General features: G+C 63.4%; 11 protein-coding genes and 2 pseudogenes. 9 read left to right on the top strand and 4 right to left on the bottom strand.

From position 1 onward, the window contains the following. Positions 1-67: 67 nt before the first annotated feature. On the bottom strand, positions 68-628 hold the full coding sequence (gene mug / locus MMB74_RS12325) for a G/U mismatch-specific DNA glycosylase (RefSeq protein WP_277428900.1): 561 nt from the start codon (positions 626-628) through the stop codon (positions 68-70). After that, positions 621-1,586: a GlxA family transcriptional regulator gene (locus tag MMB74_RS12320; protein WP_277428899.1), complete on the bottom strand. Its 966-nt coding sequence runs from the start codon at positions 1,584-1,586 to the stop codon at positions 621-623. The genes mug and MMB74_RS12320 overlap by 8 nt, the downstream gene beginning before the upstream one ends. Positions 1,587-1,897: 311 nt before the next feature. Between MMB74_RS12320 and MMB74_RS12315 the strand changes: the two genes are divergently transcribed. The 8 genes from MMB74_RS12315 to MMB74_RS12280 all read left to right on the top strand — a co-directional run bounded on the left by MMB74_RS12315 (position 1,898) and on the right by MMB74_RS12280 (position 10,969). Continuing rightward, the gene (locus tag MMB74_RS12315) at positions 1,898-4,723 is read left to right on the top strand and encodes a 2-oxoglutarate dehydrogenase E1 component (RefSeq protein ID WP_277428898.1); all 2,826 of its coding nucleotides are present in this window, start codon (positions 1,898-1,900) and stop codon (positions 4,721-4,723) included. 6 nt (positions 4,724-4,729) lie between these two features. Next, entirely contained in the window at positions 4,730-5,308 is a 579-nt protein-coding gene (locus MMB74_RS12310) for an AraC family transcriptional regulator (protein WP_277428897.1), read from the top strand. Positions 5,309-5,336: 28 nt separating this feature from the next. Next, entirely contained in the window at positions 5,337-5,636 is a 300-nt protein-coding gene (locus tag MMB74_RS12305) for a helix-turn-helix domain-containing protein (RefSeq protein WP_277428896.1), read from the top strand. 57 nt (positions 5,637-5,693) lie between these two features. Continuing rightward, positions 5,694-6,638: a LysR family transcriptional regulator gene (locus MMB74_RS12300; protein WP_277428895.1), complete on the top strand. Its 945-nt coding sequence runs from the start codon at positions 5,694-5,696 to the stop codon at positions 6,636-6,638. 255 nt (positions 6,639-6,893) lie between these two features. Beyond that, positions 6,894-7,196, top strand: coding sequence for a helix-turn-helix transcriptional regulator (locus MMB74_RS12295; protein WP_277428894.1), 303 nt, complete (start codon positions 6,894-6,896; stop codon positions 7,194-7,196). 97 nt (positions 7,197-7,293) lie between these two features. Beyond that, on the top strand, positions 7,294-8,352 hold the full coding sequence (locus MMB74_RS12290) for an alkene reductase (protein WP_277428893.1): 1,059 nt from the start codon (positions 7,294-7,296) through the stop codon (positions 8,350-8,352). Between the two features lie 18 nt (positions 8,353-8,370). Next, the gene (locus MMB74_RS12285) at positions 8,371-9,129 is read left to right on the top strand and encodes an SDR family oxidoreductase (protein ID WP_277428892.1); all 759 of its coding nucleotides are present in this window, start codon (positions 8,371-8,373) and stop codon (positions 9,127-9,129) included. 106 nt (positions 9,130-9,235) lie between these two features. Continuing rightward, positions 9,236-10,969, top strand: a complete 1,734-nt coding sequence (locus MMB74_RS12280; RefSeq protein ID WP_277428891.1) for a tetratricopeptide repeat-containing glycosyltransferase family protein — start codon at positions 9,236-9,238, stop codon at positions 10,967-10,969. Positions 10,970-11,084: 115 nt separating this feature from the next. Here the strand turns inward: MMB74_RS12280 and MMB74_RS12275 are convergent. After that, positions 11,085-11,490: pseudogene (locus tag MMB74_RS12275) on the bottom strand (DJ-1/PfpI family protein); the annotation flags it as partial. A 7-nt stretch (positions 11,491-11,497) separates the two neighbouring features. Between MMB74_RS12275 and MMB74_RS12270 the strand changes: the two are divergent. Beyond that, positions 11,498-11,725, top strand: a pseudogene (locus MMB74_RS12270) (rhodanese-like domain-containing protein); the annotation flags it as partial. Here MMB74_RS12270 and dapA read toward each other — a convergent pair. Next, positions 11,691-12,548 carry a 4-hydroxy-tetrahydrodipicolinate synthase gene (dapA, locus tag MMB74_RS12265; RefSeq protein ID WP_277428890.1) on the bottom strand — a complete coding sequence of 286 codons (858 nt, stop codon included), beginning with the start codon at positions 12,546-12,548 and terminating at the stop codon, positions 11,691-11,693. The pseudogene MMB74_RS12270 and the gene dapA overlap by 35 nt on opposite strands. Between the last annotated feature and the right edge of the window lie 143 nt (positions 12,549-12,691).

Genomic DNA, 12,691 nt, shown 5'->3' with positions numbered 1-12,691 from the left:
GGTGCGCCTGGGGTCCGTGAGCGAAGAGGCACAGCGAAGCGCATGCCCCACATCTACAGCCGCTCGTTCATCCACTCGATAACCGAGCCGCAATACGAAGTTCACGGTAGGCGCTCACGAGCGCGTCGAGGCTGAATGCGCGATTCAAGCCGCTCGGGTTGGGCAGAACCCAAACGAGCGCGCCGCCGAACTTGCTGGATTGCAAACCCCACTGAATATCTCGCTTGCCGGACATTTCAGCCAGCGCCATCTTGCCAAGAAAGGCGACAAACCGTGGCGCGTAGCATCGAATCTTCAGCTCCAATCGTGCCGCGGCAGCCCGAAGCTCGGCTCCCGACAATTCGTCCGCGCGTGGCGTCGCGCGCGAGACCGCCGTAGTCAGACCAAAGCCATGCTGCAGCAACTCACGGTCGTTCTCGGGGCGGAACTCCTCCGGCGTAAAGCCGGCGCGGTGAAGCACTCGCCAAAACCGGTTCCCTCTGCCATCGAAGTGGCGCCCCGTGGCCACCGCACGCATGCCCGGATTGATCCCGCAAAACAATACCGACAAGCCGGGTTCGATGATGTCGGGAAGAAACGTCGCGGAATCGGCGTTTGCTAGCTCCGCAGGGGAATTGCCGCTATGCACTCGCCTCCCCGCGGAATCGCAGGCGATATTGTTTTGGCGTGACGTTAAGGCGCCGCGAGAATGTCGTGCGCATATGCGTGGCACTACGAAAACCACATTTGAATGCGACGGTCTTGAGCGGCGCATCCGTGTCCTCCAAAAGCTTCCTCGCCGTGTCGACGCGAATCTGCTCCACGAACACGGAGGGCGTGACCTTCGCGTTCTTCGCGAATATGCGCGACAAGGTGCGCCGGCTCACGGAAGCCGCGCTTGCAAGCGCCTCGATCGAAAGCGTATCGGCGATATGCTCGCTCACATAGCGATACACCTTGTTGAGTATGGGGTCCTCATCCTTGCCCGCGCCGATGTATGGGCTGTACTGAGACTGACCGCCTTCGCGCTGGATATACACCACCAGCCGCTTAGCAACCCGCACCGCCAATTCGTGCCCCCAGTCTTCCGCAACCAGCGCGAGGCACAAATCGATGCCCGCGGTCACGCCCGCCGACGTGAACAACCGCCCGTCACGAACGAAAATGCGATCCGGCCGCACAATGGCGTGCGGGAATTCATTGGACAGACGGCCGGCATCCGACCAGTGAGTCGTCACTTCCTTGCCATCGAGAAGCCCCGCATGAGCCAGGACAAATGCGCCGTTGCACACGGAACCAAAGCGGCTCGCGCTGCGCGCCTGATTTTGCAGCCAGGCGCGCAACTCGTTCGACGGATGAACGTCGGGCAACTGCGGCCCGCCAGCTACGAGGAGCAGGTCCCATTGCATGTCGCTGTCGGCATAGCCACGCGAGACAGCCAGTTGCATCCCATTCGAGCAAGTCACGGCTCCCGCCGCGCGCCCTACGAGCGTCACCTCGTAGCGCTGATGCTCGGGGAGAAACGTGTTTGCCTCTGCAAACACATCGAGTGGGCCTGCAACATCTAGCGCCTGCACACCATCGAATACAACAATGGCGACTTTCATGCCGTGACCTTCAGTGGTGGTGTCCCAACAAGGACCGTGGCGCAGCTTAACGCACGGTCGTTAGCCGATGCAGTCGGTCCCCGGAAAAAGTATTTTGCGTCGGTGTAACAAATCGGCAGCGTGGCCCAATACAACCACTAATTGGCAGCCAGCGGCACCATGCGCGCGTTTCCCCAACTGCCACGCTTAACTAGACTGTGTTCACGATTGCGGCTGGGCAAACATCCCGGGCGGGCCGGAAGGCGCTAGCGCCATCACTCCACGTGTTATGCCCGATATTGGACCGCATACCGAGCAAAGGCAGATTCATCATGCTGAAAGAACGTCAGAGCTCTTTCCTCTTCGGGGGCAACGCCCCTTACGTCGAAGAGCAGTATGAAACTTACCTCGTTGACCCGGATGCGGTCACCGGTGAATGGCGGGCGTGGTTCGATGCACTGCGCGAAACGCCCGCCATCGACGGCAGCGATCGCGATGACGAGCCGCACGCTCCGGTCATTTCCAGTTTTATGGAGCTTGCGAAGCGGGCACCGCGGGCGATCGTCCAAGTCGACACTACCCGCGCCAACGACTCCGGCCTTGGCCTCGCACGTAAGCAAGTGGCGGTACAGTCGCTGATCGCCGCGTTCCGGATGATCGGCTCGCGCACGGCCAATCTCGATCCGCTGATGTGGACGCCCCCACGCGCCTACGCCGAATTGACCCCAGCTTACTATGGCCTGACGTCGTCGGACATGGCGAAGAGATTCAGCACCGCCGACACGTACCTGTTCGACGACGACGCCACGCTGCAAGAACTCGTCACGGCGCTGGAGCAAACCTACACGGGCACGCTCGGCGCCGAATTCATGCATCTTACCGACGCAGAGCAGCGGCGTTGGTGGCAGATGCAGCTGGAATCCACGCGGGCGAAGCCGTCTCTGCAGGCTGCGGAAAAGCGCAGACTATTGGAACGCCTGAGCGCGGCAGAAGGCATCGAGAAACACCTTCATTCACGCTACGTCGGGCAAAAGCGCTTCTCGCTCGAAGGCGCGGAATCGCTGATTCCGATGCTGGACGAAGTCATCCGCTACGGGGCTTCGAAGAAACTGCGCGCGGTGGTGATGGGCATGGCGCACCGCGGGCGCCTGAACGTTCTCGTGAATATCGTCGGCAAGCCATTGCGCGCGCTGTTCGACGAGTTCGATGGCAAGGATCCTGAAAGACTTCCAGCGGGCGACGTGAAATATCACAAGGGCTTTACGAGCTCGATCGATACCCCTGATGGGCCGGTCGAAGTGATGCTTGCGTTCAACCCGTCGCATCTGGAAATCGTCAACCCGGTCGTGCAGGGCATGGCGCGCGCCAAGAGCGAGGTTCTGGGCAGCGCCGACGGCGTCGAGGTTCTACCGGTCGAGATTCACGGCGACGCGGCGATGTCCGGCCAGGGTGTCGTGATGGAGACCTTGAGCCTCTCCTATACGCGCGGCCACGGCACGGGCGGCACCCTTCATATTGTCGTCAATAATCAGATCGGTTTCACGACGTCCGATCCGCGCGACACGCGTTCGTCGTTCTACACCACGGACGTCGCCAAGATGATCGAGGCGCCCATCCTGCATGTGAATGGCGACGACCCCGAAGCCGTCGCGATGGCGGTGCGTCTTGCGCTCGACTATCGCACCGCGTTTCGGCGGAGCGTGGTCATCGATCTCGTGTGCTTCCGCAAATACGGGCACCAGGAACAGGACACGCCCGGCATCACGCAGCCGCTGATGTATCGCGCGATCGCAAGTCATCCCGGTGTGAGAACGCGCTATGCGCAGAAGTTGGTTCAACAAGGCGTGTTGACAGCGAAAGAAGCCGAGGACTATATCAGCGCGCAGCGTGAACTCTTCAAGCGTGCGAACGAAACCGACGGCTCCGAAGCTTCCTCTTCACGCGAGAAAGCCGCGAGCCTGCTTTCCCACCCCGCCCCTTCGACGGAAACACTGCGCAGCCTCGCCCATCAGATATCGACCGTTCCTGAAAGCCTTGCGCTTCATCCGCTCGTCAAAAAAATGATCACCGGGCGGCAGGAAATGGCCTCGGGAAAACGGCAGCTCGACTGGGGCATGGGCGAGCATCTGGCCTTCGCTTCCCTGCTCGGCGCGGGGGTCAGCGTTCGACTGAGCGGGCAGGATAGCGCGCGCGGGACGTTTAATCATCGTCACGCCGTGCTGCACGATCAAACGCGCATGAACCGTCCGGATGGCGTTTATATTCCGCTCGATCATATCGATGATGCGGGGGGAAGAACGCCGGGCCGCTTTAGCGTGACGAACTCCATCCTCTCCGAAGCAGCGGTACTCGCGTTCGAGTACGGCTATACGACGGTGAACCGAGATGCGCTGGTGATCTGGGAAGCGCAATTTGGCGACTTCGCAAACGGCGCGCAGGTGGTGATCGACCAGTTCATCGCAGCGGCCGCCGCCAAGTGGGGGCAAAGCAGCGGCCTGACGCTCTTCCTTCCTCACGGGCAGGAAGGTGCGGGACCCGAGCATGCATCGGGCAGGCTCGAACGCTATCTGCAACTGAGCGCGCAGGACAACATGCGCGTCGTCCAGCCGACGACGCCCGCGCAGCTATTCCATTTGCTGCGCATGCAGGCGCTCGCATCCGATCGCCGCCCGCTTGTCGTCATGACGCCCAAGTCGCTGCTGCGGCACCCGGAAGCGGTCAGCACGTTCGAAGAATTGAGCGAGGGCGAATTTCGCGCGGTTCTCCCGGACACGCAAATCGAAGCGTCGCGGGCATCCCGTGTCGAGCGCGTCATTGCGGCCACGGGCAAGGTGTATTTCGAGTTGATCGAGCGTCGCCGCGCGGACGCGACCGACACGCCGATCGTGCGCGTCGAACAGCTTTATCCGTTTCCTGCACAACAGCTAGCCGCCGAATTCGCGCGATATCCAAACCTGAATACGGTCGTTTGGTGCCAGGAGGAATCGCGCAACCAGGGAGCATGGAGTTTCGTCGAGCCGCAGTTGCGCGAGTTGCTGGCATCGGGTGCGAAGCTCGTCTACGCTGGTCCTGAGGCCGGCGCTTCGACCGCGCCGGGGTACCATTCGGCGCACGTCGCGCGCCAATCCGCGCTGGTCGAGCAGGCGTTCTCTGGGTAACGGCGCATGCGTATCGCGATGTTGCTCTACGCGGGGTTTCAACTGCTCGAGGTGAGCGGCCCGATGGATGTGTTTCATGCCGCGAATCGCCTGTATGGCCGCGCGTTTTATGAGCCGCACGTCGTCGGGACCTCGCCTGGGCCCGTGCTGTCCTCCAACGGCACGGCGGTGGGCACGACTGAATGCCTGTTCGAAACGCGCGCGCGATTCGATGTCGTCGTTGTGCCCGGGTCGCCCGTGGTCAGTTCGGTGCGCGAGCATCGCGAACTCGTCACGTGGCTCGGCGACGCCGGGCCCAGAACGCAAAGGCTGGCCTGCATTTCCAATGGCGCGTTTTTGCTGGCGCGCGCCGGCGTTGCCGACCGTCGCTGGCTAACCACGCATTGGCGCGACGCTCACCGCCTCGCAGCCGAATATCCACGCGTGCACGTCATGTCCAGTCCAGGCTGCCTGAAGGATGGCAACCTCTATTCATCGGGCGGCGCTAGCGCTGGTATTCATCTGGCGCTGTCGATCGTACGGGAAGACCTTGGAGCAAGTACGGCGGAAGCGATTGCCAGAAGGTTGTTGATGCAGCCGCATTGAAGTGCCGCGAACAGGCGCAAGGAACCCAATGATAGACGCGAATCGAATTCATAAGGCACTCGCCAATCCACTGCGGCGCGAGATCCTGGCGTGGCTGAGGATCCCCGCCGATGCCTTTCCGCAAGGCCATGTCGATCTGGGCCGCGGCGTGCCTGCACACGCCATCCAGGCGCGCAGCGGGCTCGCGCAGTCCACCGTATCGGCGCACCTTGCCGTGCTGGTCGAAGCAGGACTGCTCGTTTCGACACGAGTCGGACAATGGATGTTTCTTTCACGTAACGAAGAAGTGATACGGACATTTTCCGAACAGATTCGCCTTCATTTATAGGGGATCTCGCGTGGCGCGAAGTTGCGTGCGAGGCAGATCTTTCGCGGAAAACGCTTAATGGACAAGCTGGACATGATGCGGATATTCGTCCGCATAGCGGAAGAAGGAAGCTTTACGGGCGCGGCCTCGCGCTTGGACATTCAAACCGCCAATGCGTCGCGGGCGATCTCGCAACTCGAGTCGCAGTTGCGCACGCGCCTGCTGCATCGGAGTACGCGACGGCTTGCGCTAACCGAAGCGGGACAGCGCTATCTGGATCGATGCAAGCGGATCCTCGAGTGTGTCGACGAGGCGGAGGCAGAGGCAGCCAATGCGCGGGTCGACCCTTCAGGGCGGCTGCGCGTTCATGCATCGCCGAGCTTTGGCCAGGCGTACGTTGTCCCAACGCTCGTGCGCTATCGCGAGAGCTACCCCGCGGTGTCGATCGAATTGACGTTGTCGCACCACACGCCCGATATCATTGAGGCCGGCTACGACGTGATGCTCCAGTTGAGTACGACCGAACTGCCGGACTCGCGACTCGTGTCGCACCGGCTCGGCGATGTCCATAACGTGTTGTGCGCGGCGCCCGCGTATCTGAATACGCACGGCGTGCCGCGCACAGCGCAGGACCTCGAAGCGCACACGTGCCTGCAGTTCGTCACGACGTTTCTTCCGCGCGATCGCTGGCATCTGCACGGCCCCAACGGCCGGGAGACGGTTGCTTTCCCGAAGGCGCCCGTCGAAATCAATCTGCCCGATGCGCTTAGTGTCGCCCTGCGCGAAGGCATCGGCATTGGCGCGCTGCCGATGTCGACAGCGCTGGCCATGTTCGATCGCGGTGAACTAGTGCGTGTATTGCACGAGTATCGCCTGCAGAGGCTGACCGCCTATGCAGTGCACGCCTCACGAAAGTACCTCGACGCCAAGATCAAGACGTTCATGGACTACCTGCGCGAGACGGTGCCCAAAGCGCTTGCCGCGGATGCGCAAGCGCTGTGCCGGGCCGCCAGACTCCCCTAGCCCGCTCTGCCCTTATCAACCCTCGCCGCCACGCGTTGCGGCGAGGGTTACGAAGCGATCGCACGCGCGGCCATTTCGTTTTGCTCGATGATCTTCTCAATCTCGGGGCCGCTGGCTTTTTTGTGTGTCGACACCTATCAACCCCTTCGCAAACGTGGGCTTTACTTATATCGTAAAAAAACGATATAAGATTCAGTCAACGGCGATCCTGCCATCGGGTTTTGTGCCCGCTGCACGGACGCCCGGACGTTTGAAATGACGATAGATATAGACGCCATCCACAAGGCCCTGGCCAATCCTGTGCGACGCGAGATCCTCGCGTGGCTCAAGGAGCCGGAGGCTTGCTTTCCCGCGCAAGAGGTACCGCTCGAATGCGGCGTATGCGTCGGGCAGATCAACGCGCGCTGCGGCTTGTCGCAGTCGACGGTGTCGGCCCACCTCGCGACGCTGCAAAGCGCGGGACTCGTCACGGTGAAGCGGATCGGTCAGTGGAGCTTTTTCAAGCGAAACGAAACCGTCATTCAAGCGTTTCTCGCATCGCTGCACAACGACCTATAGGGCCGCCGCCGTCCCAGCTGGGCGGCACAGCGATGAACCCCATTGACGCTAGCATCGCGACGAGCTCGATCCGTCGCGCTTATGAGGAAAGCTTGCCATGCCCACATTGTTCGATCCGCTCGTCGTCGGCGATTTGACCTTGCCCAACCGCATCATCATGGCCCCGCTCACGCGCCAGCGCGCGGGCGACGAACGCCTGCCGAACAGTTTGATGGCCCAGTACTATGCGGAACGCGCATCGGCCGGCCTCATTCTCAGCGAAGCGACCTCCGTCACCCCACAGGGTGTCGGCTATGCAGCCACGCCGGGCATTTGGTCGGCCGAGCAAGTGGCAGGATGGAAGCTCGTCACGGAGGCCGTCCATGCCGCTGGCGGCCGCATTTTCTTGCAGTTGTGGCACGTCGGTCGCGTCTCCGATCCCCTCTTTCTGAATGGCGAGCTGCCGGTAGCGCCTAGCGCCATCGCACCGAGCGGTCACGTCAGCCTCGTGCGTCCGCAACGGCCGTTCGTCACGCCGCGCGCGCTCGAACTGGATGAAATCGCCGACATCGTCGCCGCCTTCCGCAGGGGCGCCGAAAACGCCAAGGCCGCGGGTTTCGACGGCGTCGAGGTGCACGGCGCGAACGGCTATCTTCTCGATCAATTCCTCCAAGACAGCACGAACCAGCGCACCGATGCTTACGGCGGTCCGATCGAAAACCGCGCACGGCTTTTGCTCGAAATCGTCGACGAATGCATTGCGGTGTGGGGTGCGGGCCGGGTTGGCGTGCATCTCGCGCCGCGCGGCGATGCCCACACGATGGGCGATTCGAATCCTGCCGAAACGTTCGGCTATGTCGCGCGCGAACTCGGGAAGCGCCGCATCGCGTTCATCTGCGCACGCGAATCGCTGGGCGAGAATCGTCTCGGGCCTCGGTTGAAGCAAGCATTCGGCGGCGTTTATATTGCGAACGAGAAGTTCACGAAGGAAACGGCGCAGCACACACTCGACGCAGGCGAAGCGGATGCCGTGGCGTGGGGCCAGTTGTTCATCGCGAACCCCGATCTGCCCACGCGCTTCAAGCTCGATGCGCCGCTGAACAAACCGAATCCCGAGACCTACTACGCCGCGGGCGCTGCCGGTTACGTCGACTATCCCGCGCTGGAAACCGCTTGATCCACGACTGAAGAGACCATGACGCCTACTTCGAAGCTCGTCACCAAAGCCATCGTCACAGGGCATACCCGCGGCCTCGGTGCGGCGATCGTCGATGCCCTGCGCTCGCGCGGCATCGACGTGCTCGGTGTCTCGCGCTCGCCTGCGCCGCCAGCGGCGAGGGCTGCCCAGCACCCGGGCAGCTTCGAAGAGGTGGAACTCGATCTCTCCGACAGCCAAGCGGTTGCACAATGGCTCGCAGGCGATCGATTGGCCAAGTTCGTCGGCGGGGCACAGCTTGGCCTGCTCGTCAACAACGCAGGCACGCTCGGGCCGGTGGGCCCTAGCTCGGTGCAGCCGCCGCTCGAAGTCGGGCGCGCGGTCGCGCTGAACGTCGCGGCGCCGCTGATGCTTTCGAGTGCGTTTTGCGCCGCCACGGCCGAGGTGCCCGATCGCCGCATCGCGCACGTATCGAGCGGCGCTGCGCGCAATCCGTATGCGGGATGGAACGTCTATTGCGCGACCAAGGCCGCGCTCGATCATCACGCCCGCGCGGCCGCCCTCGACGCCGAACGCGGCTTGCGCATCGCGAGCGTCGCCCCGGGCGTCGTCGATACGGACATGCAGGCGCAGATCCGCGGCGTCGACGATGCGCGCTTTCCGATGCGCGAACGCTTCGAGCAAATGAAGCGCAACGGGCAATTGACGTCGCCCGAAGAGGCCGCCAGCAACTTCGTCGGATACCTGCTGTCCGACGCGTTCGGCCAAACGGCGGCGGCGGACATACGCTCGCTGTGATCGATGCTGCCGCGCGCGCGTGAAAGCATGTCGCGGGGATCGGCGATAATCGCCACCATTTGCCCGATGCCGCACGCGCCGCTCGCCGCACCGAACCGTCACGCCCATGAACAAGCCCGGCAGCCCACGCCACATCGACCAACTGCTTCGCGAAGCCGTCGAGCTTCAGCAAAACGGCGCATTGGCCGAAGCAGAAACCGTCTACGGTGAAATCCTCGCACTGCGCCCTCGTCATTTCGATGCACTGCAACTGCTGGGCGCGCTCGCCTTGCAGACAGGCCGGCACGAAGAAGGGGTCGCATGGCTGAGCAAGGCGCTCGAGGTCGACCCGCGGCATGCCCATGTGCATTCGAACTTGGCCTTCGCCCTGAACGCACTCGGCCGCCACGATGCGGCGCTTGCCGCCGCCAACCGCGCGCTCGCGCTCAAGGCCGGGTTTGCCGATGCGCTCAACAACCGCGGCATGGCGTTAGCTGCACTGGAGCGCCCCGGGGAGGCGCTCGCCAGCTTCGAAAAAGCCCTGTCGGCCAAGCCCGATTTTCCTGAAGCGTGGAGCAACCGCAGCTGTGCGCTGCGGGACCTGGGCCACCCGCAAGACGCCGTGGCCAGTTGCGACCAGGCAATCGCACTGCGCCCGAACTACGCCGAAGCATGGAGCAACCGCGGCAATGCTTTGTCCGATCTGAATCGTCCGCTCGAGGCGCAAGCAAGCTATGAGCGTGCGTTGTCCGCGGCATCGAACCTCGCGGATGCTTGGAACAATCTGGGGCTGACGTACGTCGACATGAATCGGCATGCCGACGCGCTCGCCTGCTACGAGCGCGCGTTAGCGCTTGCCCCCGATTCGGCGGAAACGCATTGGAACCGCGCGCTTTGCTTGCTGCAAACCGGCGAGCTCGCCACGGGCTTCGCCGAATACGAATGGCGCTGGCAGCGCAAGCGCATCGCGCCGAGCCGGCGGGACTTCGATGCGCCGTTATGGCTCGGCGACACCCCGCTCGACGGCAAGACGATCCTGCTTCATGCCGAGCAGGGCCTTGGCGACACGTTGCAGTTTTGCCGCTACGCTCGACTCGTCGCGGCGCAGGGCGCGCGGGTCGTGCTCGAAGCTCAGCCCGAGCTCACCCGCCTTTTGGCCGGGCTCGACGGCGTGAGCGAGCTCGTGACCGCAGGCGAGGCGCTGCCTCCTTTCGATTGTCACAGCCCGTTGCTGAGTTTACCGCTCGCGTTGCACACAACGATTGCAACGATCCCTGCGCGAACGCCTTACCTCCTCGCCGATCGTGCCGCCTCGGCGCGCTTTCGCACCCGCATCGAAGAAGTGGCTGGCGCGCCTTCCTTGAAGGTCGGCCTCGTATGGGCGGGCGGCCACCGTCCGCACGTGCCCGAGTTGCGCAAGAACGATGCACGCCGTTCGCTCGCCTACGACCGCTTTGCGCCGATCGTCGAAGTGCCCGGCGTGCAGTTCTTCAGCCTGCAAAAAGGCGAAAACGCTGCACATCAATTGAGTGCGATGCGCGAGCGCCACGAGCCGAGCCGGCGCGTGATCGATTGGACTGCGGAGCTGACCGATTTCGCCGATACGGCGGCGCTCGTCGACAACCTCGACTTGGTGATCTCGGTGGATACGTCGACGGCGCATTTGGCGGGCGCGCTGGACAAACCCGTGTGGATCCTGAACCGGCTCGACACCTGCTGGCGCTGGATGCTCGAGCGCGAAGACAGCCCGTGGTACCCAAGCGCGCGGTTGTTCAGGCAACCCGCGTTGGGCGACTGGGATAGCGTCATCGAATCGATTGCCAGCGCCTTGACGGCGCTCGCCGCCTCGCGCGGCCGTTGAAACACGCGTGCTACCTATACCTAGGCAGCCCTTCCCATAGTATCTAGCGAAGCGGCTTCATGCCTTCGGATTCCCGCGTGCGAATTGCTGTCGATAGGCGGCCGGGCTCGTCATGGCGATGCGGCGCCACCACGAGCCGCTGTGCGACGCGGTTGGCCACGGCACCGCCATGGTCGCGGCGCACCAGGTGCAGCAACATATCGAGCCCAGCTGCCGATCCCGCAGCGGTGACGATTCGACCTTCGTCGACATAGAGCGTATCGGGTTGCACGCGCACCGATGGATACCGGAGTTTGAGCTTGTCGGCATACCGCCAATGCGTCGTCGCCGTCTTGCCATCGAGCACGCCCGCCGCCGCCAATACGAACACGCCGGAGCATATCGAGCACAGGCGCGCCCCGCGAGCGGCCGCCAATCGACGCCAAGTTCGGGCGCGGCAACGCGAACAACTCGACGACGCAGCCGAATTCGAAAGTGCAAAGCCGATCGTATGCGACGGCGACGACAAGATGACGGGGCATGGCGCGATCGAAGCTCGCCCAGTACGCGCCCGACACGCTGTTCGTCACCTATTGCGCGGGGCCGCACTGCAATGGCGCGACGCGTGGCGCGATCCGCCTGGCCCGATTGGGACGCCCGGCCAAAGTGATGGCCGGCGGCATCATGGGCTGGCTCGACGAAGGCTTCGCGCTAGACAAGTCAACTGCGCCGGACCGCGAACTCACGCTGCCAAACGATCCGCCAGCACACGCGTGAGCGCCTCGCTCGCGGGCGTCATCGGCGAGCGCAGTTCGTTTTCCACCCAGCCTTGCGCGGCCAAAGCGGCCTTCACGGGCGCAGGGTTGGGCTCGGACGCCAGCGCCCGCAAGAGCGGCGTCAGCTCGTGGTAGATCGCACGGCCTTCGGCCAAATCGCCGCGCGCCAAGGCCTGATACATGGCGACGAAGCGTTCGGTGCGAACATGAGCCCCGGCCGCTATCGCGCCCGCGCCGCCCATGCACAATGACGCGAACATCGCATCGTCGTTCCCGGCGAGCACCCTCAGGCGCCCGTCGAGAATCAATGCGAGCGTGGTCTCGGGGCTGCCGGCACAATCCTTGATTGCCTGAATGCGCGGATGGCCCGCGAGCGTGAGCAGCGTATCGAGTTCGATGCGCACCCCCGTCCGGTACGGAATGTCGTAAATCACGATCGGCTTGGCGCTCGCATCGGCGAGCGTCGAAAAATGCTCGAGGAGCCCCGCTTGAGACGGCCGGATGTAATAAGGCGCACTGACGAGCACGCCCGCGATCGGCTCGTCGTTCAGGCTCAATACCCGCTCGCGCAGCGCGCTGGCCCGGTTGCCCGCGACACCGGCCACCACGGGCAAGCCCTCGGCCGCACGCAGCACAGTCGCCAGCACGGCGTCCTGCTCCTCGCCCGAAAGCGCCGCCGGCTCGCCCGTCGTGCCGAGCGCAGCGAAGCCCGCGACGCCCGCGTCGCGATAGCGTTCGACCAGCGCGGCAAGCGCGCGATGATCGACAGCGCCCGCGGTAAACGGCGTGACCAGCGGAATCCAGATACCGGAAAAAATCGACATAACTTCACCTCGTGACAAGACCGAATCGAAACCGAGGGAAGGCGCCGGGCAGGCTAGAAAAACTGAGAAGGCGGTGTTGCTGTCCCGTCGCGCGTCCGACGGCACAGCGCACCGGTCAGACGTGCGGCTGTTTTTTGGCTTTG

Origin of the sequence: Trinickia sp. Y13 (genome assembly GCF_029522115.1) — a bacterium.
Classification (GTDB): Bacteria; Pseudomonadota; Gammaproteobacteria; order Burkholderiales; family Burkholderiaceae; genus Trinickia.
Note: the sequence above shows the minus strand (reverse complement) of the source record. Positions and strands in the feature narration are given on the sequence as shown.